The organism is Vibrio sp. VPAP30, assembly GCF_001188205.1.
Taxonomy (GTDB): Bacteria; Pseudomonadota; Gammaproteobacteria; order Enterobacterales; family Vibrionaceae; genus Vibrio; species Vibrio bivalvicida.
In genome coordinates, this window is the sequence record NZ_LBLS01000013.1 from 191,523 (window position 1) to 216,924 (window position 25,402).

Annotated in this window: 29 protein-coding genes; 18 read left to right on the top strand and 11 right to left on the bottom strand. The window is 44.0% G+C overall.

The features are described from left to right. The first annotated feature begins 106 nt into the window (after positions 1-106). The 3 genes from ZX61_RS02775 to ZX61_RS02785 all read left to right on the top strand — a co-directional run bounded on the left by ZX61_RS02775 (position 107) and on the right by ZX61_RS02785 (position 1,957). A complete protein-coding gene (locus ZX61_RS02775) occupies positions 107-400 on the top strand; it encodes a YfcZ/YiiS family protein (protein WP_049843187.1) in 294 nt (97 codons plus the stop codon). A gap of 126 nt (positions 401-526) precedes the next feature. Then, the gene (locus tag ZX61_RS02780) at positions 527-1,126 is read left to right on the top strand and encodes a hypothetical protein (RefSeq protein ID WP_049843188.1); all 600 of its coding nucleotides are present in this window, start codon (positions 527-529) and stop codon (positions 1,124-1,126) included. Between the two features lie 282 nt (positions 1,127-1,408). Then, positions 1,409-1,957, top strand: coding sequence for an MSHA operon transcriptional regulator (locus ZX61_RS02785; protein WP_049843189.1), 549 nt, complete (start codon positions 1,409-1,411; stop codon positions 1,955-1,957). 27 nt (positions 1,958-1,984) lie between these two features. On the opposite strand, the gene ZX61_RS02790 is transcribed toward ZX61_RS02785, so the two are convergent. From ZX61_RS02790 to ZX61_RS02800, 3 genes are all read right to left on the bottom strand, one after another. Further along, on the bottom strand, positions 1,985-2,761 hold the full coding sequence (locus ZX61_RS02790) for a substrate-binding periplasmic protein (protein WP_049843190.1): 777 nt from the start codon (positions 2,759-2,761) through the stop codon (positions 1,985-1,987). Between the two features lie 74 nt (positions 2,762-2,835). Continuing rightward, positions 2,836-3,081: a hypothetical protein gene (locus tag ZX61_RS02795; RefSeq protein ID WP_049843440.1), complete on the bottom strand. Its 246-nt coding sequence runs from the start codon at positions 3,079-3,081 to the stop codon at positions 2,836-2,838. 98 nt (positions 3,082-3,179) lie between these two features. Further along, complete coding sequence (locus ZX61_RS02800) at positions 3,180-4,094, bottom strand: DMT family transporter (RefSeq protein WP_049843191.1); 915 nt, start codon at positions 4,092-4,094, stop codon at positions 3,180-3,182. A 99-nt stretch (positions 4,095-4,193) separates the two neighbouring features. On the opposite strand from ZX61_RS02800, the gene ZX61_RS02805 reads away from it, so the two are divergent. Together ZX61_RS02805 and ZX61_RS02810 are read left to right on the top strand one after the other, a co-directional pair. Next, positions 4,194-5,633 carry an aminotransferase-like domain-containing protein gene (locus ZX61_RS02805; RefSeq protein ID WP_049843192.1) on the top strand — a complete coding sequence of 480 codons (1,440 nt, stop codon included), beginning with the start codon at positions 4,194-4,196 and terminating at the stop codon, positions 5,631-5,633. Next, positions 5,630-6,181 carry a DUF924 family protein gene (locus ZX61_RS02810; RefSeq protein ID WP_049843193.1) on the top strand — a complete coding sequence of 184 codons (552 nt, stop codon included), beginning with the start codon at positions 5,630-5,632 and terminating at the stop codon, positions 6,179-6,181. Before ZX61_RS02805 ends, ZX61_RS02810 begins: the two co-directional genes overlap by 4 nt. A 45-nt stretch (positions 6,182-6,226) precedes the next feature. Here ZX61_RS02810 and ZX61_RS02815 read toward each other — a convergent pair whose 3' ends face one another. The 4 genes from ZX61_RS02815 to hutW form a co-directional block, all read right to left on the bottom strand. Continuing rightward, on the bottom strand, positions 6,227-6,748 hold the full coding sequence (locus ZX61_RS02815) for an ATP:cob(I)alamin adenosyltransferase (RefSeq protein ID WP_049843194.1): 522 nt from the start codon (positions 6,746-6,748) through the stop codon (positions 6,227-6,229). A gap of 84 nt (positions 6,749-6,832) precedes the next feature. After that, positions 6,833-7,363, bottom strand: coding sequence for a heme utilization protein HutZ (gene hutZ / locus ZX61_RS02820; RefSeq protein WP_049843195.1), 531 nt, complete (start codon positions 7,361-7,363; stop codon positions 6,833-6,835). A 40-nt stretch (positions 7,364-7,403) separates the two neighbouring features. Beyond that, positions 7,404-7,907, bottom strand: coding sequence for a heme utilization cystosolic carrier protein HutX (hutX, locus tag ZX61_RS02825; protein WP_049843196.1), 504 nt, complete (start codon positions 7,905-7,907; stop codon positions 7,404-7,406). 11 nt (positions 7,908-7,918) lie between these two features. Further along, the gene (gene hutW, locus ZX61_RS02830) at positions 7,919-9,289 is read right to left on the bottom strand and encodes a heme anaerobic degradation radical SAM methyltransferase ChuW/HutW (RefSeq protein WP_049843197.1); all 1,371 of its coding nucleotides are present in this window, start codon (positions 9,287-9,289) and stop codon (positions 7,919-7,921) included. Positions 9,290-9,459: 170 nt separating this feature from the next. Here hutW and ZX61_RS02835 point away from each other — a divergent pair, with 170 nt between their 5' ends. From ZX61_RS02835 to ZX61_RS02865, 7 genes are read left to right on the top strand one after another with little or no spacing between them, the layout of a single operon-like run. After that, entirely contained in the window at positions 9,460-10,212 is a 753-nt protein-coding gene (locus tag ZX61_RS02835) for an energy transducer TonB (RefSeq protein WP_049843198.1), read from the top strand. Continuing rightward, the gene (locus ZX61_RS02840; RefSeq protein WP_049843199.1) at positions 10,212-10,913 is read left to right on the top strand and encodes a MotA/TolQ/ExbB proton channel family protein; all 702 of its coding nucleotides are present in this window, start codon (positions 10,212-10,214) and stop codon (positions 10,911-10,913) included. Before ZX61_RS02835 ends, ZX61_RS02840 begins: the two co-directional genes overlap by 1 nt. Next, the gene (locus ZX61_RS02845; protein WP_049843200.1) at positions 10,910-11,323 is read left to right on the top strand and encodes an ExbD/TolR family protein; all 414 of its coding nucleotides are present in this window, start codon (positions 10,910-10,912) and stop codon (positions 11,321-11,323) included. Before ZX61_RS02840 ends, ZX61_RS02845 begins: the two co-directional genes overlap by 4 nt. 11 nt (positions 11,324-11,334) lie before the next feature. Further along, a complete protein-coding gene (locus ZX61_RS02850) occupies positions 11,335-12,180 on the top strand; it encodes a heme/hemin ABC transporter substrate-binding protein (protein ID WP_049843201.1) in 846 nt (281 codons plus the stop codon). A gap of 12 nt (positions 12,181-12,192) precedes the next feature. Beyond that, the gene (locus tag ZX61_RS02855; RefSeq protein WP_049843202.1) at positions 12,193-13,230 is read left to right on the top strand and encodes a FecCD family ABC transporter permease; all 1,038 of its coding nucleotides are present in this window, start codon (positions 12,193-12,195) and stop codon (positions 13,228-13,230) included. Next, the gene (locus tag ZX61_RS02860) at positions 13,230-14,012 is read left to right on the top strand and encodes a heme ABC transporter ATP-binding protein (protein WP_049843203.1); all 783 of its coding nucleotides are present in this window, start codon (positions 13,230-13,232) and stop codon (positions 14,010-14,012) included. Before ZX61_RS02855 ends, ZX61_RS02860 begins: the two co-directional genes overlap by 1 nt. Positions 14,013-14,029: 17 nt before the next feature. Beyond that, positions 14,030-14,821: a substrate-binding periplasmic protein gene (locus ZX61_RS02865; protein WP_235431285.1), complete on the top strand. Its 792-nt coding sequence runs from the start codon at positions 14,030-14,032 to the stop codon at positions 14,819-14,821. On the opposite strand, the gene ppsR is transcribed toward ZX61_RS02865, so the two are convergent. Next, a complete protein-coding gene (gene ppsR / locus ZX61_RS02870) occupies positions 14,818-15,651 on the bottom strand; it encodes a posphoenolpyruvate synthetase regulatory kinase/phosphorylase PpsR (protein ID WP_049843204.1) in 834 nt (277 codons plus the stop codon). The two genes, ZX61_RS02865 and ppsR, sit on opposite strands and share 4 nt — an antisense overlap. Positions 15,652-15,825: 174 nt before the next feature. Here ppsR and ppsA point away from each other — a divergent pair, with 174 nt between their 5' ends. Continuing rightward, on the top strand, positions 15,826-18,195 hold the full coding sequence (ppsA, locus tag ZX61_RS02875) for a phosphoenolpyruvate synthase (protein WP_049843205.1): 2,370 nt from the start codon (positions 15,826-15,828) through the stop codon (positions 18,193-18,195). A 61-nt stretch (positions 18,196-18,256) separates the two neighbouring features. On the opposite strand, the gene ZX61_RS02880 is transcribed toward ppsA, so the two are convergent. The 3 genes from ZX61_RS02880 to ZX61_RS02890 form a co-directional block, all read right to left on the bottom strand. After that, positions 18,257-19,510, bottom strand: coding sequence for a peptidoglycan DD-metalloendopeptidase family protein (locus ZX61_RS02880; protein WP_049843206.1), 1,254 nt, complete (start codon positions 19,508-19,510; stop codon positions 18,257-18,259). 204 nt (positions 19,511-19,714) lie between these two features. Beyond that, positions 19,715-20,014, bottom strand: coding sequence for an isoamylase early set domain-containing protein (locus ZX61_RS02885; protein WP_049843207.1), 300 nt, complete (start codon positions 20,012-20,014; stop codon positions 19,715-19,717). 106 nt (positions 20,015-20,120) lie between these two features. Then, complete coding sequence (locus ZX61_RS02890; protein WP_049843208.1) at positions 20,121-20,732, bottom strand: hypothetical protein; 612 nt, start codon at positions 20,730-20,732, stop codon at positions 20,121-20,123. A 71-nt stretch (positions 20,733-20,803) separates the two neighbouring features. Between ZX61_RS02890 and ZX61_RS02895 the strand changes: the two genes are divergently transcribed. The 5 genes from ZX61_RS02895 (at position 20,804) to ZX61_RS02915 (ending at position 25,328) form a co-directional block, all read left to right on the top strand. After that, complete coding sequence (locus ZX61_RS02895) at positions 20,804-21,211, top strand: GFA family protein (RefSeq protein ID WP_049843209.1); 408 nt, start codon at positions 20,804-20,806, stop codon at positions 21,209-21,211. 102 nt (positions 21,212-21,313) lie between these two features. Beyond that, positions 21,314-21,979, top strand: coding sequence for a YoaK family protein (locus tag ZX61_RS02900; protein ID WP_049843210.1), 666 nt, complete (start codon positions 21,314-21,316; stop codon positions 21,977-21,979). A 239-nt stretch (positions 21,980-22,218) separates the two neighbouring features. Continuing rightward, a complete protein-coding gene (locus tag ZX61_RS02905; RefSeq protein ID WP_049843211.1) occupies positions 22,219-23,589 on the top strand; it encodes a YjiH family protein in 1,371 nt (456 codons plus the stop codon). Between the two features lie 163 nt (positions 23,590-23,752). Next, entirely contained in the window at positions 23,753-24,235 is a 483-nt protein-coding gene (locus ZX61_RS02910) for a molybdopterin-dependent oxidoreductase (RefSeq protein ID WP_049843212.1), read from the top strand. Next, on the top strand, positions 24,219-25,328 hold the full coding sequence (locus ZX61_RS02915; RefSeq protein ID WP_049843213.1) for a GGDEF domain-containing protein: 1,110 nt from the start codon (positions 24,219-24,221) through the stop codon (positions 25,326-25,328). The genes ZX61_RS02910 and ZX61_RS02915 overlap by 17 nt, the downstream gene beginning before the upstream one ends. Positions 25,329-25,402 lie beyond the last annotated feature (74 nt).

Sequence of the window (25,402 nt, forward strand, 5' to 3'; positions counted from 1 at the left end):
CATTTCATACTGCATTTCCGGCTCAAGGTAGCATAGTGCTTTTTATGGATTCACAGTCAAATAGTCGCTAATATAGCCCTATTAATTGTAAGAGGATTGATTTGAGATGAGCACCGAACCAGAACAAGTTTGCGAAGCATGTGGCTGTGCAGGAGAAATGGGTTTCATCATTAAAGAAGGTGATGATGTCGCTGAAGTAACTATTTTTGCGGCAGGCAAAACGTTACTAGAAGCAGAGCTAAATAAATACATCGAACTAGCAAAGCAAGTTTGTGCGGCTGCTGAGTATGAAGTGTCGCCATTCACTGAAGAGTCAACTGAACTGACTGCTCGTTTCAAGTTTGAAGTAAGTGCTGAAAAGCTTATTTTTGAACTAAAAACTCGTTCATTGGCACGATAATCAACTATTTGATTTTTCTCTAAAACGGGCTATTCAGCCCGTTTTTTGCTCTCAGCCTTTCAATAATATTGATCAATTAAGACCTAGACTTAATACTAGGTATCAACCGTCTCAACACCAATTGTTATGCTGCGTATACTTGCTACTACTCTGATACTCGCCTGCTCACTGACTGCAAATGCTGTAGTGCTTGATCAGTTTCGTATTTTGAATCACCTAGATAACTACGGGAACTTGGATCTACGCAATAAACCTTACACTGAGCTACCGAGCGGTTTAGTGATTAAGGGAAATTTAAACATCGCTAAAACCTCTATCAAGCGCTTGCCAAAAGGAATAGACATACAAGGCAGCCTGACTGCGACAAACTGTAGCCTGAGTAAAATTGATAAAGGGGTGAAGATTAAGGGTTATGCAAACCTATTAGGCTCTCAAATGACACGTTGGCCTTCGGGTGTAAAAGTTGGCGGCTACATCAACTTAACCGATACGCCGCTCACTTCGCTCCCTCCAAGATTACGCGTCAAAGGCGATCTTAGTGTTATAAGAACCCCGCTAGAGCAGCTCCCTGAAGGAATAGTCGTAGATGGGAATCTATATATCGGCGGTTCAAAGATCACTAAGTTTCCCGATACAATGACAGTGAAAGGTCATATATTTCTTGGTGGAAACCAAATTTCCAAGTGGCCAACCAACTTAACACTAGGTGGCGCTGTAGCCCCATAGTATTAGATACATTACATAAGGTATCGGTTACGCTATGCTCTAGTGTAACGTAATGATACATCTGCTTCTGCTCAACTCTCGCACACCATGCAGTTATCGTGTATAGTCTAACGCTTAAATAAGCCGCAACAGTTCTGACTGAATGTTGACGAAACACACTGGATTACTTGCTTGCTAGTCTTTACACTGTGGCAGAACAAAAATCGAACAATGTCCGAGGTGCTCCACGCGTTCACCTTTTTCCCGTCTTCATATTCATAGACGTATAGTAGTGTACTTAATATGGAACAAGATAAATTCACCAATATTTATCGATTGCCAACGGCTGTACAGATCCGAATCGGCAAATGGCAACAGACGTTCAACGGCACTTCTGATCTTGTCATGCACCAAGCAATCGAAGTTAGAAACCAGCAGTACCGCAAGCCCAATTTTTTTCCGTCGGGTTGGAGTGTCCAACTTTTTGATAAAAACGATATCTCGATTACCAATCATGGTAAGTACATTCAAACGGCTATGCGCACCATGATGAACCGTAAGGTATCGTACAAGCGTATTTATCTATCGAGGTTGCCACTTGAAGAAGCTGAACCAGGATTAATTGCGTTCAAACAAGAATGGATCGCTAAGCACAACCGAGTAGCACGCAAATACAATCAAATTAAGAAGAAGCAGTTTATTCGCTCTGCTCTTGAAGAAGCAGAAACGCTCTATCCTTCTATTGAAAAAGGCATGTTTGATCTTCAGCTATGGAACAAATTGGTCTTGTCTGAGCTGGGAAACCCTAAAAAATTCGATAACCCATACTTTGTTAAAAAAGCCAAAGTTTAAGTGAGCAAGGACAGCAAAATACTGTCCTTAATATTTATTGAGTATTTGTTGATAGCGGCTGTTACCTGATTCATCTTTTTGTTTTAGCAGATCTAGCCCTTTTTGCAGTTTATCGACTATTTCTTTGTCCGTATTACGGTTGACAGCAAAGTAGAGATCCCCTTCTTTCACCACATAAACGGCTTCAAACATATCAGGATCTACGCCCACCTGTCGCGACCACCAATAAGCTGCACGTTCAGCGTATACAAGCAAATCAATACGCTTTTTCATTAGTTGTTCCGCAAGAACGGTTACGTAAGAGGCTTCTTGCATCGAGTTACGGGGAATGCCTAACTCAAGTAAGCTTTGCTCACCTATATCATCACGAATAACACCAATTCGGTACTGGGCCATATCAAGGGGGTCATCAACTTTGATATTGGCGTCTTTGCGCGCCAGAACTACAACTTTGATATCCACAATTGGACCTGCCCACTGAAACAGTTTTTCTCGGTGCTCAGAACGCGTCGTGGAGAACAACACGGAATTTTTGTGCGTCAATACTGTTCGATAAGAACGCGCCCATGGCTGAAGCGTCATCTGAGACAAAGTGACAGGCTCTCCGACTAAAGCGCTAGCCTCCATGAGTATCTCGACAGAGTAGCCGGTGATTATGTCGTCTTTCAGAAAATTGGCAGGTGGATATGCCTCTGTGTAAAACGAGACTTCGCGCAGATCGTTTTCGTTGCTCAGCACACTTGGAGAAAATAACCAAACAGCAAGCGCCACAAGCAAGTGGTGAATAGAGATACTGTGATTCACAATGTTCTCTCCCTAATTGCCATCTAATACTAAAGTTAGCCTACGGATGGCCAGTTCTAAAGGAGGAGGAGGAATTAAATTAGACCGTTTCGACTTAAGCCGCGCTTAACACTTAAGCACATTTTACCAAATCGACGAATCTCATCAAACTGCGGAGTGATACCTCTATCTATCGCCGACTCCCAATAACTCATCTCAGAGTCCACCATTTCTAACAACTTCTTTGGACAGCCGACGCAATTACCTTTGGTGCCACACACAAACGTTTCTGGCGCGTAAAGAGGTAAGGTATTTTTTACTTGCTCAATAATACCTTTCATTGCAGCTACTCGACCTGGTTTTCTACTTTCTTTCACACAAAAAGCTCAAACAACAATAAGGAGCGGGATTATAGATCCTTCACCAAATTTGCCAATACCTACAAAGTGTGTGGATTAGTGATTTTATCTTTTCTACGCTTGAAGATGCTAAACTCAGGCGCTTTGGCAACCAAATAAACCGCCAGAGCTGCAAAGGCAAAGCCAAGCACACCAAGTCCATCGAAAGACTCACCAAACATCAACCAAGCTTGGACTGCGGTTGTTGGCGGTACTAGGTAAAAGACGGAAGCCACACTGGATGCCGCCCCATGCTCTACCATATAGAGCAGCAGTAGAATCGCAACACATGAAAGTACGACCACTAGCCAAATCATGGTAAGAACAAATGAAAAACTCCAATCCACCTGCATGGATTCAAAACCCACCGCGTAAGGGATAAACAACAGGCTCGCTGCAAAATACTGAACCGCCGCACTACCCACCATGTCGACACCTTGGCAGAATTTTTTCTGATACAAGGTGCCAAGGGTGATACCAACCAAAGAGATCAAACAAAGGATGATCGCCGCTGTTTTGTGCGTTTCAGATTGCCAACTTACTTTGCCCATCAAGACTAAACTTATCCCGACAAAGCCAAGCGCCAATCCCAACCATTGAGAAGCCTTAAACGACTGTCCAACGAAAGAGACTAATATTAGCGCCGTTAATATTGGCTGTAGACCGACCAAGAGTGAACTTAGCCCTGCAGGCATACCTAGGTCTATGGCGAGGTAGGTTCCGCCAAGATAGAAGCCATGAATAAGTACCCCAACCACAGCACAATGCAGCAAAGCTTTACCTGCTGGTAATCGGCGACGTAAGAACACAATCAAAACAGCGAACAAGGCAACATTCAGCACCATACGTAAAGAAAGCAATGTCGCGGGCTCGGCATACTGAAGCCCAAACCTTGCGCCAACAAAGCCTGAAGCCCAAAGAACAACAAACACAAATGGGATGAGCCGTACTAACATGAACTTTCCTCTGGATCTAATTGTTAATATAGGTTTACTTTAATAGGTACAGAAAAAGCTTAAAGATACAGATTTGGATTATTTCTTGGGTACAGATTAATGAATGCGACTAATAAGTATCTGATGGTTGAGCAATACATCAGGCAGAAGATTGATACTGGCTTGTTGACTGATGAAGATAAGCTACCTTCGATTCGCTCACTAAGCGACACATTAACCGTGAGTAAAAACACCGTCATTCGTGCTTATCAAGAGCTCGAAGCACAAGGCATGATCTATACGGTTCCTAAATCAGGTTATCGCGTGTCTGCTCGTCACTCTCAAGCGCCGTCGGTACATGCACCGAACAACGTTGATTTGCTTTCGGTTTGCAAAGAGATCCTTACTTACTCACACCAACAGGAGCTCTTGGCGACAGGTTCTGCTCATCCAAATATAGATACGCCTGCGATTAAAAGTCTTTATGCAGAAATAGGTCGCCATAGTCGACGTCAAAGCCATACCCCAAGCCACTATCAACTGCCTCCTGGCAACGAGCTTTTACTCAAACACCTGACTAAGATTAGCCAAGATCTCGGCGTAAATGCTGGCAAAAATGAGATAGCCATTACTCATGGTGCCCAACAAGCGATCAGTTTAGCACTTCGCGCTTTGACCAAGGCAGGAGACATCATTGCGGTTGAGTCACCGTGTTACTTTGGCAACCTACTTTTGATGGAATCATTAGGGCTGAAAGTGGTCGAGATTCCAAGCTGTCCTCGTACTGGTATCGATACTCAGTCATTGCAAGATGCACTAGATAACTGGGATGTGAAAGCACTGCTCGTCACCCCCAACTTTACCAATCCGACCGGGGCGAGAATGCCTTTAGACAACCGTTTGAAATTACTAGAGGTAACTGGGTCTATTCCCATTATTGAAGATGACGTTTTTGGTGCACTTGCATTTGATGAAGGGATCCCGCCACTGAAGACTCTTGATACGCAAGATCGGGTCATTTACGTGAATTCGCTTTCTAAGATGCTTGATTCTCGCTTGCGTATCGGCTGGATACTGGCAGGACAATACCAAGCGCAAATTGAAAAGTTCCTTGTGTGTGACAACATGGGCAGCCTGAATCTAATGCAATCTGCCGTGGCTGATTTCCTTAGCTCAGGAAAGTACCGCCAACACGTACAAAGAATGAAGCGTTTGTACCAAAGTAACACTAAACTGTTTTATCAGCAGCTAAGCTACTGCCTCAATCAATACCCAAGTTTAAACGGAAAGTTTAAGTTACTCTTGCCGCAAGGTTCATTTTTACTGTGGCTCGCATTACCAAGTAGTTTCGATAGCAACGCCTTGTATCAGCAAACAAAATCGCTAGGAATCAGCATCTTACCCGGAACTATTTTTGACACCTCAGGACAATACTCACATTGCATCCGCTTTAGCTGCTCCAACTTTTTATCGAATCCAGACTGGAAACTTGGGGTTGAAAAGCTCGCCACTCTTATTCATCATCAGTTGACCCACCTCATTACACGGATAGAATCATGAGTACACTCCCCAATGCAACAGACGTTCTAAATTTTTGGTTCAACGAATTAGAGCCAAAAGACTGGTTTGTCAGCAGCTCAGAGTTAGATAAGACAATCACTTCACGCTTTGAAGATTTACTTAATAGTGCCGCCCAAAGTGAACTGTTCGCGTGGAGAGACTCTAGTCAAGGGCGACTCGCTGAAGTCATCGTACTAGACCAGTTTTCTCGCAATATCTATCGTAATACACCCAGGGCATTTGCCCAAGATCCTTTGGCTCTCGCCCTCGCGCAAGAGGCAATCTCACTCGGATTAGACCAAGAGTTAGAAAGCAAGCAAAGAAGCTTTCTCTATATGCCATTTATGCACAGTGAGTCAGCGATCATCCATCAACAAGCGGTTGAGCTGTTTAACGTCCCGGGAATGGAGAACAATTACGAGTTTGAACTGAAGCATAAGGTGATCATTGACAGATTTGGACGTTATCCTCACCGCAACGACATTCTAGGGCGATCTAGCAGTCCTGAAGAGGTGGCGTTCCTTACACAACCAGGCTCTAGCTTCTAACAATGAGGGGCCTGTGTAGCCCCTCCCCTTATCTTTATGTTGCGTTTAGTAACTGCGACTGACAAACTCTACTTCTTCAACTTCATGAAGCAAATTGGTGTAAGAAGCTAATGTGTACATCACGTTAGCGAGCAAGTTAGCGTAGCGGAATAAAATTGGCGCTGGGGACTTTTTACCGGAATGTTCAACAGCGACCAAAGCGCGGACTATTTTCTTTGCCTGAGTTCGGCATAGGTGCAGCTCTGCTGAAATGGGATGACCGCCGGGAAGGACAAAGCCTCGAAACCCGCCATCTAACTTATCTCGCAATAGGTTATAGTCTTGATAGAGCTCTTGGACTTGCTGGTCATCAATCGCTAATCTACCTCGAACAGAACCGTTCAAGTGATAAACATTTGGCTGTATACGGCTTAAAATATCACGACACAGCGAGTCTAATTCCATGGTCAGTACTAAGCCGATTCGACTACACAGTTCATCAGCAGCAATTTCGAAATCACACACAGGGCTATCTTCATAGATAAACGGATAACAGATCTCTCCATGCTCTTTACTTACAGGGCGCATTATAAATCCTTGGCAAAAATAAAGGAGCCAATGTGGCTCCTTTGAATAGAAATAGCTTACTAGGCTCTTAAATTTAAAACAAATTTAAGCGTTTGATACCTTCTTATGCCCTTCTTCTAGATGAACGAAATCTACTAAGTCATCACCTGAAACTTGATATGCCTGACCAAAACCTTTTACGAACAGGCCTTTCTCAGCTTTAAGGTTAAACAGAACGAAGTCTTGTAGCTGGCTTAGACCTTCGATGATTTCACCGAATCGGCCCTGCATTTGTGCAACAACTTGAGTCCACTGCTCGGTATCACGCTCGACTACAGAAGCCACTGCATCAAACGTTAAACGCTTACGAGCAAATAGCTGCTTAGAGGTGTCTTCGTCTTCAATCATCATGATCGAGACATTCGGGTTTACCTGTAGGTTACGCGCGTGACGAGCGATTTCAGAAATAAGCACGAAATAGCCATCTTGGTTTTGCACATATGGTGCGTAGCTTACGTTTGGACGACCATTTTCATCGACTGTCGCCAGTTGCAGTGTACGTCGCTCTTGGCGAAACTCTTTAATTTCCGGCTCAAGACGTCCTTGAAGGCGTTCTTGTTTAACTTGTTGATCCATGTTGAGGCTCCTAACTTTCTCTTACTATTATTATTCTGAATTACTTTCTAAACTCTTGCTGCCATTGTTTGAATGTCGCTACCTGCGATTCAATCAATTCACGCTTTTCATTACGACCTAGGTAAATCTTAAATATGTTATTTCCCGCTTCACAGAAGAAACCAAAGTAGTGGCTTTCTCTACCCATGAAAGGTTTGCTCACTAAAGCAATGTTCTTAACATTATCTAGCTTCAAGTGGCCATGCAGTTCGCCTTCACGTCCCATCAAGTTGTAGTAACCACGCGCTACTTTCCCTTTAGGAAACGGCGCTTTGACTTCAAAGATTGAGCCAAAAGAATGAACAATTGTCGTTACAGGGCCGAATCCAACCAAGCTCTCTAAGATATGTTGAGCTTGCTCTCCAGCTACTAGGGCAATCATTTCTTCAGGTAAAGCCGCTACCGCTTCAAATTCAGAGACATTGAGTTTCTCCGCAATGGCTGCGGGTAATAGAGTGGGTTCTTGCTCGATAAGCTGAGCAACCTGCTGTTTTAGTGCTTCCATAGTTTTTCCGTTTACATCGCGACTGATTCGAGCGCGTTTTTTTCTTGATACGTTGACTGTAGTACTTGAATACAAGCTTGAGCGAGGCTTACTGCCCAAAATTGCCCAGCCAAAGTTAAAGAGAGATAATCACCTTCGACTTGAACTAGCCCTTTTTCTTGCCAGTGGTGGAATAAAGGTAATAAGAAATCAAATGATGATAAGCCTAAGAATTGTGGCATTGCCGCACGTGATAAAACACCGCGGTCGAAGCCTGATTTCAGGACAGAAAAAATCGGTTCCAACGTGTGCTGCTTAGTCATCATCGCGACTAGTGAGTCACCAGACTTCATTGCTGTCATGTAGGTTTCTAGTGTTCGATGATTCATCATACCGTAGCCACCGATGTTGCCGCCTGCCCCGCAGCCAATAGGTAAAACCTCGGCATAGGTTTTTGCTAACGAGTTGTATTGGCTACGTTCACGGCTGTCTCCCGCCCAATGGTTAACGCTTAGCTGTCGCATGTGATGTTTTTGCATAAACGCGGAACCTAGCTCGTACATTGACGCTTTATCAGGCGTTGTTGCTGGCGCGGGGATCTTTCCTTTCTCCACTAGGTTTAACATTGGTGCGTTACCACCAACAACTAACTGGTATAAATCTAACCCGTGAGCTCCTGTCGACATGAAATCGTTCAGATCTTGCTCAAACACCTCTAAAGTTTGGTAAGGCAAACCATAGAGTAAGTCTAAAATTATTGGCGCTTGGTCAGTGGCACTTAAGGAGCTCACACGCTCTAGTACTGCATCTCGGTCATCGAGGCGTTTCGCACTGCGTCGAACCTGAGTATTGAAGCTCTGAATGCCGAATGAAAACCGATTGAAACCACCCTCTAAAGCACGCTCAAACGTTTCATTACTAAAGCGATTAATTCGTCCTTCTAGAGTGATCTCACAATCAGTCGATAGAGGGAAATGCGCTCGAATGGCTTTGCCTAATCGCTCGATTTGCTCCGCCGACAGGTCTGTGGGCGTTCCACCTCCGATATAAACGGCGTGAAATGTCCCCGATTGTGTCCAAGGCATTGCTGCTTTGTGCTTAATTTCAACCATCAAGGCTTCGAAGTAGTCGTCGACAAGCTTTCGGCTAGCGGCATTTTGGAAAAAGTTACAAAAGGTACAGCGAACTCGACAAAATGGAATATGAATGTATAAGCAGCGCTTATCTTTTTTTTTCCCTTGTGAGGCATAGAGTCTATTTAATATTTCAGCTTTCTGTTCAGGCAATAAAGGGGCTGCCATACCGCCTGCATGAGGGGAAGACTTTTTGGCAAATGCAAATCGAAGTGGATCAGGCGTATCTGCCGCCAAAATTGATTCATCAAATTTATAAATATCTAGCATTTCATAAATCTCTCAGCGCTTGTCAGCTCTAGCCTCACGCTAAATTCTTAAAAACTGGTAGCGATCATAAATTGGCAGTAATGATAATGCAATTGATAATTGATCTTATTTGCATTGTGAGTGATAATTCTAATCCGTCTGGTAACCGATATGAATCATGGAGAACTCTAGTGAACGTCAAGCGATACACCATTGCAGGTAGCATTTCTTTAGCTATCCACGCTGCGTTCGTGTTGGTTGCACAAGAGCCAAAAGCCTTTGCAATGCCAGCTGGGGCACAATCAAGCTCTGTTTCGATTAATTTTAAGGCAGTCGCGACAAAGCCTGCCACGCCAATAGAACAACCGGTAACACAATCACAACCAAAAGCTGAACCAGAACCGAGTAAAAAAGAACCAGCTCCTTATGAGCCTAAAAAGGTAATAAAACAACCTAAGTCAGTTGAAAAGAAAATCGTCAAGAATAAGCCCAAGGTAGAAAAAAAGGTCACCAAAACAAAACCCGTGCCGAAGAAACAACCTGTGGCTGACGAACCAAAAGAAAAAACTGCGCAAAAGGTGGTTGAAAAAAAACAAGCGCCTAAACAGCACGAATCAAAAGCCCAGCCACAACTCGTCAATCAGGGCGCAAGTTCTCAACCAGTTATGGTCACCAGACCTTCGTTTCTCACTCGCCCTTCAGCCCCCAAGTATCCTCGCTTGGCGAGAAAACGCGGTATTGAAGGCATCGCCCTGTATGAGATTTGGCTTGATGAAGATGGTAAACAGGTTAAACAAGTCCTAATCTCATCTTCAGGCACTGACATGCTTGACAAGTCAGCATTGGCAGCTATCAAAAAATGGCGATTCTCACCTCATTCTGTCGATGGGCAAAAAATGGCTCATCGCGTCCAAATCCCTGTTCGTTTTAAGTTGGATCGATAATGGAACAATTACAGCAATTGCAACAACAATTAGGTCTTATGGCTTGGCCATTGATCATCTGCTCAGCGCTAACATTAATGATTATTGCCGAGCGTCTTTTTCAAGTCATGATTAGCCTAGGTGTTGGCAAACGAGCCATTCGCAGCGAACTAAAGCAAATTAGTCCTACAGACAGCCATCAAATCGAGGCGTTGGCTGAAAAACTTTCACCTCGCCGACCTTTGCTCTACAAAGGTGTGGCTATGTTGCTTGCGCACCACTCATTTGCGAAGACTTTGCGTGAAGACGCGGCGGGCATGTGGTTGCAGGAAAAACGCCACCAGCTAAATTCAGGTCTAAGACTGCTCACACTGATCGGGGTAATTAGCCCACTGATTGGCTTACTAGGCACAGTATTAGGTCTGATAGAGATGTTTAAAGGCGTCGCGGCCTCGACAGGCAACATTACCCCTAATGATCTGGCAGACGGACTTGGCTTAGCAATGAGAACCACTGCCGCAGGTCTACTTATCGCACTACCCGCTATTGCCGGAGCCCAGCTTCTCGGTTTATGGGCAGATAAAGTCATGGCGAAATTAGAGCACACTCTTAACTACGTAAACCTATGGTTGGAAGGTATTAGCCTCCAGCATGTGTCGCCAGATAACGCTTTAACCACAATAAAGCCATCATCGAACTTAGCGACTGAGGCGAGTTCATGATCAAGGTTAAGCAGGAAGAAAATCGCTTCGGATTAACGCCTGATCTTACACCTCTTCTCGATATCATTTTTATTGTGATGGTGTTTTTGATGCTCACTGCAGCAGTAAAGCTCGACTCACTTGAAGTTGACCTGCCGACCACTGACTCTCAAGTCGTATCAGAAGTGGATACTAAATCCCTAACCGTCAATATCTTGGAGGCTGAACCTCACTGGGCAATTGATGGAAAAGAATACATAGACTGGGAGAATTTCACCCTAGCGTTACTGGAAGAATACAAATCTAACAAACAGCCCATCGTGATAGGTGCGGATAAAACAGCCGAAGTTCAGCACCTAGTGAAGTTGCTCGCCTTTTTGCAAGAAAACGGTATTCAAGCGACACAGCTACTCACGGAAGAATCTAATTAATCGAGTTCAACATGTATAAAAAAGCCTTTTTAAAAACCGTAACAGCCATTTCTTTATCGTTAATGGCTTCAACATCATTCGCTAGCGAAAGAATTGTCAGTGCAGGAAGTGCCGTTACAGAATTACTTATCGCTTTAAATCAGCAAGATAAACTGGTCGCGGTTGATGTTACTAGCGAACTACCAGGCTCATTGCAATTGCCTAAAATTGGTTATCACCGACGTTTATCAGCGGAAGGCCTTTTGGCTCTCGGCCCAAATCGCTTGATTGGCTCGGATGAGATGGGGCCAGAAACGGCTCTCAGCCAGCTTCGCTCAGCAGGTGTAGAAGTTGATATCGTCAATACAAAACCAACTCCAGAAGGCCTAATTGAGCGCATTGACGAAATCGCTGCACTGACTCAAGCCGAGCAGCAAGCAAGCGAGTTAAAAAACCATGTGACAGAGCAGATTACTCGTTTAGAAAAGAACAAATCCCAGTGGAAATCAGCGAAAAAAGTGCTGTTCCTGCTTATTCACGAAGGTAGACCTGCCAACGTTGCCGGGCGTGATACCACACCTAACGCGATTATTGAACTCGCAGGTGGTGTAAACCCAGCCGCTAGCCAGTTAAGTTCATATAAACCGCTTTCAACTGAAGCTATGGTCGAAATGCAGCCAGACATTATTTTGGTCAGCGGGCGCAGTTACAACAAACTCGGTGGTGCCGACGAAATATTGAAGAAAATGCCAATGCTCGCGGCAACGCCAGCAGGACAGAACAAACAGTTTATTCAAATTGATGGTCACGCATTAGTTGGTGGGCTTGGACTAAAAAGCCTGTCTGAAGCTGAGCGCTTGAGCCAGATTCTCAAATAACGAGTCACTACTATGCTTTTACGCCGCCTGCCGCTTAGCGCTGCTGTTGCCATATTTGGTATTGCCTTGGTTGCTACTGCGATCAGTTCAGTTACTGTTGGCCCTATGAACATTGGCTTTTGGGAAAGTGTCCAAAGCCTTATGTTCCGCTCAGAACAATTAGCCCCACATGTGAATTTGGTTATCCATGAAATACGCTTTCCACGCACTATCTTATGTATGCTGGTAGGTGCAATACTTGCTATCTGCGGTACCGTAATGCAAGGTTTGTTTCGCAACCCTCTGGCTGAACCCGGGATTATTGGTGTCTCAGCAGGTGCGTCATTGGGTGCCGCGTTAGCTATCGTTCTGTTTGCTGATCTCAGTGAGCAATACCCACAGTTCATGAATTTAGCCGCTGTACCTATATTCGCCTTTCTTGGCGGCGCACTGACGACTATCCTTGTCTATAAGCTAGGCACAAGCAAGATGGGCACATCTGTGACTATCATGCTGTTAGCCGGTGTGGCGATTAGTGCTCTATCTGGTGCGGGGATCGGTTACATGAACTTTATTGCCGATGACCAAATGCTGCGTGACTTATCACTCTGGTCGATGGGATCATTGGCAGGCGCAAATTGGACAAGCATCATCTTATGTGCGATCACGCTGATTTTATTGATGATCATATTTGTGCGTAAGGCGATGTCACTCAACGCTCTTTTGCTAGGTGAAGCGGAAGCCAACCATCTGGGTATTCCTGTACAACGCTTGAAGCGTCAGCTGATTCTGTTAACCGCGGTTGGTGTTGGTGTCACTGTGAGTGTTTCTGGCATGATTGGCTTTATCGGCTTGGTCATTCCTCATCTAGGTAGAATACTATCGGGCCCAGATCATCGAACCCTATTACCAATCTCGGCATTGATGGGCGCTTTACTGCTTACGTTTGCCGATATGTTCTCTCGCGTTGCCGTCGCTCCTGCGGAGTTGCCTGTTGGTATTGTTACAGCACTCATCGGTGCGCCTTTCTTCATCTATCTACTCTTCAAACAAAAAGGAAAAATCATCTGATGAGTAAAGTTGTTTTATCAGGTAAGCATATTTCCATGAAGTTCGGCGCTCGCAAGGTACTGGATGATATTAATATCGATATTCGAGCCGGAGAAGTCACCACACTTCTAGGACCTAATGGCGCAGGCAAAAGTACATTGCTTAAACTGCTTTGCGGAGAAATACCGTCACGCTGTGACATTCGCTATTTCAACCAGCCGCGAAAACAATGGAAATCGGCTGATTTGGCTAAGCACCTCGGAATGCTGCCACAACACAGTACATTGAGCTTCCCATTTCTCGCCCATGAAGTGGTTGAACTTGGGGCGATTCCTTTGAACATGCCAAACAAGTCTGCACAAAAGCTAGCTAACAAGTACATGGAAATGACGGACGTCACTCACTTAAGTGACCGCTTGTACCCTTCCCTCTCTGGTGGCGAAAAGCAGCGTCTTCATTTAGCACGAGTCTTAGTACAGCTTGACCACGCAGGTGAGGATAAGATTCTCATGCTTGATGAACCAACTTCTGCGCTAGATCTTGCCCATCAGCACAATACATTAAAAATTGCTCGTCGGTTAGCGGATGAGCACAATACAGCAGTTGTTGTGGTTCTACATGACTTGAACTTAGCAGCACAATACTCAGACCGTTTGATCGTTCTCCATGACGGTAAACTGGTGTGCGACGATGCCCCTTGGGAAGCCTTACAGCCCGAGATGATCAGGCGTGTATATGGTTACGACTCTATTGTTTCACCACATCCCACGCTCGATTTCCCACTCATTTATCCAGCAGCTTAGGTAATTTAGATGGGGCGGTGAAGCTTGGCTATACTCAAGTTATCGTGCTTAAGGGACGCTATAAGATGGTTCGGATAACTGATTCTTTAATTATTGTTCTTAGCTTGTTACTCAGTTTTGGAGGACATGCAGCCCCTCAAGATAATCTACCTCATATTCGCGTTTGCGGAGATGCAATTGACTGGCCTCCCTACACCTATACACATAATAACAAAGCTTTGGGTTATGATATCGATGTACTAAACGAAGCTTTCACTAAAAAGGGAATCAGCTATGAGATCACTATGACTTCTTGGTCACGGTGTCTGCGCGGCACAAAAAATGGTGAATTTGATTTAGCACTAAGCGCATCTTTCAACGAGCAAAGAAACAAAGATTACCTATACACTGACTGGTATTACACCATTACACCGCACTATATATATTCCACCAAACGTTTTCCTGAAGGATTGAAAATCTCAAATGTCCAAGATCTTGCCCAGTACAATGTCTGCGGCAATCACGGCTATAACTATTCTGGTTTCCAGCTAAACAACATCGTGCGCGTGGGGCATTCTATTAATGACTGCCTAGAGAAAGTCAAACAAGGTGAGTGCGATATCTATCTGAACTGGCGGGAGATTATCCATGCTATGAAAGATATTTGGGGTATCGACTATATGTCTGATGAGTTAGTTTCTACCGCCGTACCGAATATGCAAGCAACCAAATTCTATATGCTCATCTCGAGACAGTTAGAGCAAAGGCATCAACTGAAAGAATACTTAGATAAACACCTTCGCCAAATTCGGAAACGAATTAAAATTTAAAGAAGGCGTCTTCTTAGCCCCGTTCTTTCCAAAACCCTCGTTGAAATCTCTTCTACCGATAGAGAAGAGGTGTTGATGTAAGGAATAGCTTCACGGCGGAACAACGCTTCAACCGTTTGCAACTCATGCAAACACTGCTCATTGCTCGCGTAGTCACTCCCTGCCAGTCTGTTTTCACGAATCTCGGTTAAGCGCTGCGGGTCAATTGTTAAGCCAAACAGTTTATGGCGATGAATTTCAAACTCAGGTAATAACTTCATTCTCTTTAAATCATCATCAATAAACGGATAGTTGACGACGCGTAAACCAAACTGCATTGCCATGTACAAGCTGGTTGGTGTTTTGCCGCTACGAGAAACACCCAACAGAATAATGTCGGCCTCTTCCAGCCCTTTTAAGGTAACACCATCATCATGCGCCAAGGTATATTCGATAGCTGCAATGCGGTCAAAGTAGGTATCAGAGTCTCTGCCTACACTACGAGAGCGTTGCAACTTTGGTTTCGGTTGCATCTGAATATCATCTTGCACCTTCTGAACTATGCTTTCTAACACGTCATAACTATAAGAGTTTGATTCAACGAGCTTTTGGCGTAGTTCAGGAATCACCATCGAAAAAAACACTAACGGCTTTATGCCATTGCTTTGGTATGAAGTTTCAATTTCCTTGAGCAAATCAGTCAATTTGTCTTGGCTTTCAACAAAAGGGAAGGTTTTTTCATTAGCTTTAAACGGGAATTGACCCAAAACAACGTGCCCTAATGTTTCACATGTTATGGCCGTTCCGTCAGAAACATAGAATACATCACGACTTTGAATATCAATTTGCATTTTATTTTAAACTTTAAAATTCTTTTGAGTAGGATAGTAGCCATAATATAGACAATAAAACCCGGGTTGCTGTTACGGCCCCCACAGCTTTGAAAATTCCTTGCGAATTTTTTTAAGCTTTTACGTAATCGTTTGCCCAATCCCTACAAAGCTGCAATGTTTCTGGAGAAAGACATGCAAAATAACACCCTTTGGTTCGATGGCCTATCCATGGAAGATGTCGACAAAGTCGGCGGTAAGAATGCCTCACTTGGTGAAATGGTTTCAAACCTGTCCAATGCTGGCGTTTCAGTACCAAACGGTTTTGCGACCACTTCCTACGCGTTTAACCAGTTCCTAGATTTTGAAGGACTGGATGACCGCATTCACCAATTGCTGGATGAACTGGACGTTGATGATGTAGACGCTCTGCGTAAGACAGGTGCTACCATCCGTCAATGGGTTTTAGAAGCCCCCTTCCCTGCTGATCTAGAGCAGGATATACGTGAAAATTACCAAGAACTTATTGGCGGCAATGATGAACTTTCAGTCGCTGTTCGTTCATCAGCCACCGCTGAAGACTTACCAGACGCTTCTTTCGCTGGTCAGCAAGAGACTTTCCTTAACGTGAAAGGCATCGATGCCGTCCTTGAAGCAACGAAACACGTTTACGCGTCACTGTTCAACGACCGTGCTATTTCGTACCGTGTTCACCAAGGCTTCGACCATCGCGGAATCTCGCTTTCAGCAGGTATTCAACGCATGGTTCGCTCTGACAAAGCATCTTCAGGTGTTATGTTCACCCTAGATACTGAGTCAGGCTTCGACCAAGTTGTCTTTATTACTTCTTCTTGGGGCCTTGGCGAAATGGTTGTACAAGGCGCAGTTAACCCTGACGAGTTTTACGTCCACAAGCCGATGCTCGAAGCGGGTCACTACCCAATCGTTAAGAAAACCTTTGGCTCTAAACTGATCAAAATGATCTACTCAACTAACCAAGAGATTGGTAAGCAGGTCGACATTATTGATACCTCTGAGCAAGAGCGTCAGGCCTTCTCTCTTAACGATGAAGAGATCAAAGAGCTAGCGAAACAAGCAATGATCATCGAAAAACACTACCAGCGTCCTATGGACATTGAGTGGGCAAAAGATGGCATCGACGGTAAGCTTTATATTGTACAAGCACGCCCGGAAACAGTATGTTCCCAAAGCGAGCAGAACGTGATTGAGCGTTATGAGCTAAGTAATAAAGCTGACGTTTTAGTCGAAGGTCGCGCTATTGGTCAACGCATTGGTTCTGGCCCGGTACGCTTGGTTGATTCACTTGATCAGATGTCTTTGGTGCAAGATGGCGACGTACTTGTCACTGATATGACAGACCCAGACTGGGAACCTGTGATGAAAAAGGCGTCTGCAATAGTCACCAACCGTGGTGGCCGAACGTGCCACGCGGCGATCATTGCTCGTGAACTAGGCATTCCGGCCATTGTTGGCTGTGGCAATGCAACCACTAGCCTTGATGACGGTACAACCGTAACGGTTTCTTGCTCTGAAGGTGAAACAGGCTACGTTTACCAGGGTGAGCTTGAGTTCGAAGTGAAGCGCTCTGCTGTTGATGAACTGCCAATGCTTCCAACTAAAGTGATGATGAACGTAGGTAACCCAGATCGCGCCTTTGACTTCGCACAAATACCTAACGAAGGTGTAGGTCTAGCGCGGCTAGAGTTCATTATCAACAAGATGATTGGTATTCACCCGAAAGCGCTACTGAACTTTGACGAGCAAAGTGACGAGCTAAAAGCCGAAATCAACCAGCGTATCCGTGGCTACCAAGATCCAATCGACTTCTATGTAAGTAAACTAACGGAAGGTATTGCTACAATTGGTGCAGCATTCTGGCCTAAGCGTGTGATCGTTCGTATGTCTGACTTTAAGTCTAACGAATACAGCAACCTGGTCGGCGGTAAGAGCTTTGAACCACACGAAGAGAACCCAATGCTTGGTTTCCGTGGCGCATCACGCTATATCTCGCCAGTATTTGAAGACTGCTTTGAGTTAGAAACGCAAGCGATCAAGCGCGTTCGTAACCAAATGGGTCTTAAAAATGTCGAGATCATGATCCCATTCGTTCGTACACCAAGTGAAGCGGCTTCGGTCATCGACCTTTTAGCCAAGTTTGATTTGCGTCGTGGCGACCAAGGTTTAAAAGTGATCATGATGTGTGAATTGCCATCGAACGCGATACTAGCCGATGAGTTCCTGAAATACTTTGATGGATTCTCTATTGGTTCAAACGATATGACTCAGCTAACTCTTGGGTTAGACCGTGACTCAGGGGATGTTGCACACCTGTTTGATGAGCGTAACCCTGCGGTGAAAGCCATGCTCAAGATGGCCATTGATGCCGCAACTAAAGCTGGCAAGTACGTTGGGATCTGTGGTCAAGGTCCGTCGGATCATGAAGACTTAGCTGAGTGGTTGATGGCGCAAGGTATTAGCTCTGTTTCGCTCAACCCGGATACAGTTATCGATACTTGGTTACAATTGGGCAACGCAAACAAGTAATCAAACTTATGACGAGCAAAGGCTTCCATAACGGAAGCCTTTTTACTATCACATGTCAAACTCAACTGGTACTCGCACCACTCGGTTGCTTAGCGAGTTCGATTTCCCTTTGCTTGAGCATCTTATCCATCTCATCTCTATGAGACTGGAATGATGCCATCTGCTTCTTCGGCACTGAACTTGCCATTGGGATATTGGCTTTCATTGCATTGACAGGTCTACCACGGTCAATCAACTCATAGTGAATATGAGGGCCTGTAACACGACCTGTTGCGCCAGATAATCCAATTCGCTGACCACGGGAAATCTTCTGACCTTTGCGCACCAAAATCTTACTCAAATGAAGGTAACGTGTTTTGTAGCGGCTCCCGTGTTGGATAACCACATAGTTACCCGCGTAAGGGTGTTTGCGCGTCATGATAACCACACCATCACCGGTCGAGACAATAGGAGTACCCGTTGGTGTTGCCCAGTCCGTACCATTGTGAGGAGATACTCGTCCCGTCACAGGGTGCTTACGAGTCGGGTTAAAATTCGAACTCAACCGGTATCGACCATTAACAGGCTTGCGTTGGAAAGCACGTTGTAAACTGTCACCACTGTAATCGTAATACTGGCCATCACTGTGAAGATACGCAGAAAGGACACGACCACGATTGTAAATCTTAATCGCTTGAATCTCTTGGTTACCAGTAAGCTGCTCTCCAACAAACTGACGAGATTGAACCACTTCAAATTTATCGCCTGCACGCAAATCACGTGCAAAATTGATCTTATCTTTGAGCAGTCCCACCACTTGATCGATTTCACCCTTGCCTAATCCCAGAGCGTTGACTGACTGAGAAAAGCTACCATTGATTTCTCCGACCATAGGGAACGACTTCCAAACACCCGGAATCTTAACATCTGCAAACTCATAGCTACCGTCATCAAGCCTATTATAGAGCGCACGTTCAACGAGACTAAACTCAAGCTCCATTTTGCCTAAATGACCAGTTTCTTCATCGCGCCAGAATCTAAGTGTGTTTCCAGGTTTTAGCGTATCTAAGGCAAGGAAGTTAAGATCAGTTTCCATGATCTTCATAAGCTCACTGTAGCCGAAGCCTAACTGTTCGAAAATAGAACTTAGGTTATCACCCGCTTGTATCACATACTCATAATCAGGCACATCACGAACAACGTCATTGTCGAGCAGAAAATCTGATACAAGTGATGATTCAGGGAGGGAGAGATCAATAGTGCGATGGTATTTGCCATGCTTGGGAACACTTGAAAGAGCGACTGCAGCCAAGAGAGGTAAACTCACCACCATCATCTTTTTGGGTCTAGACAACTGTTGGAAGCGAGTCTTCAAACTTCTAGTTAGCACAATTTGACCTATTACCTGATATAAACAAAGGCATAAGGTTACGAATTTATCTAGAACTTGTCACCTTCGAATTGTCAGATTTAAATCAAAAAAGGCGCAGAATGCACCTTTATTTATCTAGATTAGAGCTTATTTCTGGACCTATCGGTATTACTGATAAGTCGAGATTAAACCGTTATCTTCACCATATCCGTTCGGACGATACTGGTCGGCTTGCGGATCATTGACCCATTTTTCTTTGTCTACCAAATACCTGAACTCAAACTGGCTATCTTTAGGTAGACGAGTCTTGAATTTATACGATTTAGACTTCGCGACTTTTTTCATTTCGGCAGGTTGCCAGTCTAGAAAGTCAGCGACAATTGCAACTGATTGACCTACTTCATCAGCTGAAAGTTCAAAGGTAACTTCAACTTCATCTTTCGTTTTAAAAAAACGCTTATTAATCATAGTTTACTCCATTAACGACAATTCAATTCCATCTCACAACTTGCTAGGTCAAATCATAAGCAATCTATCGCACATATTCAATGCGGATACATCGGGTTCTTCCACCCTATTGCTTTTCTAAGCTATCTTGCTCAGTTACCTTGAAAAGTATAGTGGTTAATTTAGAAGGCTCCTCAGACATGGCTTGATGTTCATCACGTTCCAAGAGTTTAACGGTCACCACAGAGCCTCCTACCGACAACTCTTGTACACGAATTCGGTCCCCTAGGTAAGTTGCTCCCTTAGTTACCATGCGCTGTCTAAATTCGTCATACTTAGAGACAAGCAGATAATAGAAAGTACCGGAGCCTTGATTGCTCACAGCAAAAGGGGACACATAGGTCGTCTCGTTTACCTGGACATTAAAATCAGTATTAGTCGAAACCACACCTCGTTCAGCACCGTCTTCGTATGTTCCTTTAACAATTGGTAGCTGATCCATATCATCTATAAATGTAAAGGCACTACTTTCAGGAATTTTGACTGTCCAAGGATTTGCAGTTTTAATCGAAAACACGGTTTGCATTACGGGATCTGTTTGCGAGACTTGGCTAGGAAATTTGGCTAAAATTTCTTCATCACTAAGGCTAAATCGGTAAACCCCTGCCACAGAAACTATTATTAGCAATACGATAGGAATCAAAAGGATAAGTGGAACAGGTAATAGGCGCTTTTTCATCTTAGTTAAGGTCTTGTTGAAGTCTTTAGAATAATCGCCACCATGTTAACAGGGTATAAATAGGAGTTAAAATGGTACAGCACAAGAAAGTTCGAATAGCAGGTTGCAGTTGCGGTCAAGCCAACTTAGTTTGTCATGGTGAGCCTACCCGTACCGCTATTTGCCATTGCTTTGACTGTCAAAAACGGACTGGTAGCGTATTTGGTGTACAAGCTCGCTTTTTAAAAGAGCAAGTTTCCTTTAGCGGTGAACTGGTGGATTACACTCGAATAAGTGATTCTGGCAATCAAGTGACCTACTCTTTTTGTCCAAGATGCAGTACGACTATGCTACTCAGCCTACAAGCTGCACCCGATTTTATTGTTGTGCCTGTCGGCGTATTCAACGAGCAAGATTTCCCCACTCCAAGTTTTTCAGTTTATGAGGAGAAGAAACATGGGTGGGTTAAGTTTGACTGTCAGATGGAACACTACCATTAGATCTTTTCGCTTCATTGTTTCGGATCAATTTTCTCGGTAACTTCCCTCTACCGAAGGAAGCATAGTCGCTCTATAATTGCGCCCTAATCTAAGGAGCCAATTTTGATCACCAAACTTCCTCGTTGGGTAGAGTATGGCGCTTTTCTACTCGCCTTATTGGCAGGCACTGTCAATGCCATTGGGTTGCTCGGTTTCCAGCACCAAGCGGTTTCACATATATCTGGTACAGTAACCTTACTAGGGGCGTCAATAAAAGAACTCAATGCGCAAACTAGTCATCTGTTTCTCATCCTATTCAGTTTTCTATGTGGTGCCATACTAAGTGGGCTATTTATCGAGAGCACTGCTCTTAAGCTAGGCCGTAGATACGGAGTCGCACTGTGCGTTGAGGGCTTGTTACTACTAGGCGCGTATTGGCTACTTGATAGAAACTACCTTTCAGGGCAATACTTCGCTTCAGCCGCATGTGGCCTACAAAACGCGATGATCACGACTTTTAGCGGGGCGATTGTTCGGACTACCCATCTGACAGGGATCATCACTGATTTAGGGCTGATGGTTGGGGCAAAGTTACGTGGGGAGAGCTTCGACTATAGGAAAGCTAAACTATTTATGTTTATTTTCTGTGGATTTTTATTCGGTGGTGTTTTAGGCGCCAAGTTGTTTTCACTTTACTCAATAGCAGCATTACTGCTACCTGTCGCTTTGGCTTTCATACTCGCTCTTGCCTATTGGCGCTTCCTTTTCAACCATAGTACGAACAAATAATGTGCCACATCACTTGAAACACACAGGCAAACAATTTAACATCCTCGATACATTCAACCACTAAATTACAAATATTCAACGCTTTATTGTGAATATTTAACGATATTTATTGAATAGTATTGCAAGGATGCATAAAAGTCATTAATCTTGCGCCAGTTTGATAATATATGGATGTTTAGTGAATATATATGCCATTCGGAATGGCTATACTATTTAACTAGTTGTAACTCGAGAAACGTATGCAAAATAGCGCTCAATCAACAGAACAGCCAAAGGGCAAAAGTAACTTTTGGATGTTCTTTATTCCTTCATTAGTCGGTCTGTTCCTTTTTATGGCTCCGATCAGCTACGAAGGCGATATCACTATTCCTGTCGCAGTACTGGCGAAATCAATCCAAGCCATTTTTGGTGACCACCTAGTTGGTATGATAACGGCTATCATCGCATTTATGGCTGTAGCCTCTGCACTGTGCCGGATCAAAACACCTGCTTTTATCGCTAGCAATGACTTTCTAAATGGATTATTCAATCCAAGCCCACTTTGGCTAGCCGTAAGGTTAATTGGTGGCGCCGCTGTCACCATGACATTTTTCCAAGTAGGACCAAACGCCGTATGGGAAGAAAACACAGGTGGCCTTGTTCTTGAAGGGCTACTACCTACTCTATTTTCTGTCTTCATTTTCGCGGGATTACTGTTACCGCTACTCCTTAACTTTGGCTTGCTAGAATTATTCGGCACATTACTGAGTAAAGTGATGCGTCCAGTATTTAATCTACCAGGACGTAGCGCCATTGACTGTATGGCGTCTTGGCTTGGTGATGGTTCTGTCGGTATCCTTCTTACAAGTAAGCAGTATGAAAACAAGTTCTATACGCAACGTGAAGCCGCTGTTGTCGGTACAACTTTTTCTGCAGTCTCGATTACCTTCAGTTTAGTCGTCATTGCTCAGGTAGAGCTAGAACACCTATTCCTGCCATTCTATGGTGCTATCTGCTTAGCGGGTTTAGTTGCGGCAATTATCATCCCTCGCCTTCCGCCATTAAGCTTTAAGAAAAACACCTTCATCGACGGTTCAACCCCAGACAAAGATGCAGATGCGATTCCTCTAGGGCACACAGCTTTCTCATGGGGTTTGGATCTGGCGCTAAAGAAAGCAGCTCAGGTGAAGTCGGTTAAAGGTGTCTTTGGTGAAGGAGTACGTAATGCCGTCGATATGGTATTCGGCGTGCTTCCTGTCGTTATGGGCTTAGGTACGATTGCACTTGTAATTGCCGAGTACACTTCAGTGTTTAGTGTTCTTGGTCAACCTTTCATCCCATTCCTTGAACTGCTAGGAGTACCTGAAGCGGCGGCAGCATCAGAAACGATCGTTGTTGGCTTTGCAGATATGTTTATTCCTGCAATTTTAGCCGCTTCAATTGACAATGAAATGACTCGCTTTGTCATCGCAGCTATGTCAGTAACACAGTTGATTTACATGTCTGAAGTTGGTGCTCTACTGCTTGGTAGCCGTATTCCAGTGAATATCTTTGAGTTGTTCGCAATCTTCATCTTGCGTACCTTGATTACCTTACCAGTGATTGCCGGAGTGGCTCACCTCATATTCTAATCAACTTTTCTTTGAGCCCCTTCGGGGGCTTTTTTGTGCCTAACATTCCTCTACTACTAATTGGCTAGTTGATTGGTAGAATAGAAATTAAAACTACCTAACTAATCATCTCATCATATAATTAATGATACATTGCATAATAATATTAGATGCAGGAGTGCTTATGAGGTGGTTGCTAGTATTTCTATCACTAGTCGCGAGTTTTCAGATTCTCGCTGCCCCACTCGTTATCCGCGTTGGAGAACAACAACCCATATTTCTCTCCCATACAGATATCACCACACATTTAAAGCCAACTTCATTCACTACCGATCTTCCTTGGTATCCAAATAAAAACAAATATACCGGCTTCAAAGTCACCGAACTATTGAAATACCTAGCCATAGACGATGCTTTCTCCATCTCTTTCATAGCACTTAACGATTACGCCGCAAGTTCTCAAATTGAAGATATTCTGCAATATGAACCCATTGTTGCATACAAAATGAATGACAAAAAAATGAAGGTTCGAAACAAAGGCCCTTATTGGCTGGTCTTTGATTTAGATAAGAACCCAGAGATCGATAATGCCGTATTTCATTCACAAATGGTGTGGCAAATTGATGAGATAATGGTGCATAGAAAAGAAGATGTGGAAACTCAATAATACAAGTGATCCTTCTACGTTATTAAAACGCGCAAAGTATTTACTGCTTCTCCTTAGCGTTGTGTTGATTGCTGCCAACCTATTCTTTCTTTCGGCAACTCGACAGCATGCCCAGTCATACAGTGAACAACAAAACCAAGCTACCTGGTTTTTGCTTCAGTTGACTAAAGAGTTCACCGAGTTAAAAGCCATTGTGCCCTTTTCGACCAACAATAATGAGTATCTAGATAATGCTTTGTTGAAATATGAGCTTACTTGGTCGCGTTTTGATCTGCTACTCACAAGCGATGAAGCGGACTCGTTTATCTCGCTACCAGGAGCAAGAGAGTTTTTCACAACACTATTTACCCACTTCCAATCTTTAGAGCCTAAGCTTGAGCAATTAAATTCACAGCAACAAGCAGATGCCCTTTCAGTTGAGTTAGACGCCCTCTATCATTCGATGATTAAGTATGTGAACACCAACTTTCGTGTTAAAAGTCCTTTGTATGAATACCAACAACAAGCAGCAAAAAATTTAAACCAGATCCAATTAACTTCTTTGCTCTTGCTGATCGTATGCGTCGTACTAGTCACATTCATACTCCACAAAGAGTCTGAATACCATCGACAACAGTCGCTAACAGACTCGTTAACTGGCATCGCAAACCGCTTAGCGTTGTTTAACGATCTGAAATGGAGAATTCACAACGACTACCCATTCCACCTGTTCTTGCTTGACCTGAATGATTTCAAAGAAGTGAACGACCAACACGGCCATCAAGCAGGAGACAGGGTACTCAAAGCATTCGCTGAAAGGTTAAGTTGCTTAGATGCAATATGCTACCGTATAGGGGGAGATGAGTTTGCTGTGATAAGTGACAAAATCGATGAAAACGAAATCGCCTCTATTACCAATGACATTCACCACAAAATGCGAGCTTCAATCATAGTAACGGATGGGACCGCGATTCATATGAGTTCGAGTGTTGGCAGTGCGCATTTCCCGGAAGACGCAGAAGAGAGCAACGAACTCATGCTCATCGCTGACAGCCGAATGTACATAGAAAAGCACGCTTCTAGGAAGGTGGATGCTACCAACACCGTTGGTTAAAACACTAGGTGAATTTGACGCGCATACTTTGCAGCACTTCTTGTTTGAGTCAAATGCGATAGCCCTAACTGAAT

Bases quoted from the DNA above. Each gene is read 5' to 3' on its own strand.
- ZX61_RS02785 (WP_049843189.1), top strand. From the start codon at position 1,409: ATGGAACAAGATAAATTCACCAATATTTATCGATTGCCAACGGCTGTA.
- hutX (WP_049843196.1), bottom strand. From the start codon at position 7,907: ATGGAAGCACTAAAACAGCAGGTTGCTCAGCTTATCGAGCAAGAACCC.
- ZX61_RS02810 (WP_049843193.1), top strand. From the start codon at position 5,630: ATGAGTACACTCCCCAATGCAACAGACGTTCTAAATTTTTGGTTCAAC.
- ZX61_RS02885 (WP_049843207.1), bottom strand. From the start codon at position 20,014: ATGATTAATAAGCGTTTTTTTAAAACGAAAGATGAAGTTGAAGTTACC.
- ppsA (WP_049843205.1), top strand. From the start codon at position 15,826: ATGCAAAATAACACCCTTTGGTTCGATGGCCTATCCATGGAAGATGTC.
- ZX61_RS02775 (WP_049843187.1), top strand. From the start codon at position 107: ATGAGCACCGAACCAGAACAAGTTTGCGAAGCATGTGGCTGTGCAGGA.
- ZX61_RS02845 (WP_049843200.1), top strand. From the start codon at position 10,910: ATGATCAAGGTTAAGCAGGAAGAAAATCGCTTCGGATTAACGCCTGAT.
- ZX61_RS02805 (WP_049843192.1), top strand. From the start codon at position 4,194: ATGAATGCGACTAATAAGTATCTGATGGTTGAGCAATACATCAGGCAG.
- hutW (WP_049843197.1), bottom strand. From the start codon at position 9,289: ATGCTAGATATTTATAAATTTGATGAATCAATTTTGGCGGCAGATACG.
- hutZ (WP_049843195.1), bottom strand. From the start codon at position 7,363: ATGGATCAACAAGTTAAACAAGAACGCCTTCAAGGACGTCTTGAGCCG.
- ZX61_RS02890 (WP_049843208.1), bottom strand. From the start codon at position 20,732: ATGAAAAAGCGCCTATTACCTGTTCCACTTATCCTTTTGATTCCTATC.
- ZX61_RS02800 (WP_049843191.1), bottom strand. From the start codon at position 4,094: ATGTTAGTACGGCTCATCCCATTTGTGTTTGTTGTTCTTTGGGCTTCA.
- ZX61_RS02895 (WP_049843209.1), top strand. From the start codon at position 20,804: ATGGTACAGCACAAGAAAGTTCGAATAGCAGGTTGCAGTTGCGGTCAA.
- ZX61_RS02840 (WP_049843199.1), top strand. From the start codon at position 10,212: ATGGAACAATTACAGCAATTGCAACAACAATTAGGTCTTATGGCTTGG.
- ZX61_RS02910 (WP_049843212.1), top strand. From the start codon at position 23,753: ATGAGGTGGTTGCTAGTATTTCTATCACTAGTCGCGAGTTTTCAGATT.
- ZX61_RS02880 (WP_049843206.1), bottom strand. From the start codon at position 19,510: ATGATGGTGGTGAGTTTACCTCTCTTGGCTGCAGTCGCTCTTTCAAGT.
- ZX61_RS02855 (WP_049843202.1), top strand. From the start codon at position 12,193: ATGCTTTTACGCCGCCTGCCGCTTAGCGCTGCTGTTGCCATATTTGGT.
- ZX61_RS02850 (WP_049843201.1), top strand. From the start codon at position 11,335: ATGTATAAAAAAGCCTTTTTAAAAACCGTAACAGCCATTTCTTTATCG.
- ZX61_RS02915 (WP_049843213.1), top strand. From the start codon at position 24,219: ATGTGGAAACTCAATAATACAAGTGATCCTTCTACGTTATTAAAACGC.
- ZX61_RS02795 (WP_049843440.1), bottom strand. From the start codon at position 3,081: ATGAAAGGTATTATTGAGCAAGTAAAAAATACCTTACCTCTTTACGCG.
- ZX61_RS02780 (WP_049843188.1), top strand. From the start codon at position 527: ATGCTGCGTATACTTGCTACTACTCTGATACTCGCCTGCTCACTGACT.
- ppsR (WP_049843204.1), bottom strand. From the start codon at position 15,651: ATGCAAATTGATATTCAAAGTCGTGATGTATTCTATGTTTCTGACGGA.
- ZX61_RS02815 (WP_049843194.1), bottom strand. From the start codon at position 6,748: ATGCGCCCTGTAAGTAAAGAGCATGGAGAGATCTGTTATCCGTTTATC.
- ZX61_RS02860 (WP_049843203.1), top strand. From the start codon at position 13,230: ATGAGTAAAGTTGTTTTATCAGGTAAGCATATTTCCATGAAGTTCGGC.
- ZX61_RS02905 (WP_049843211.1), top strand. From the start codon at position 22,219: ATGCAAAATAGCGCTCAATCAACAGAACAGCCAAAGGGCAAAAGTAAC.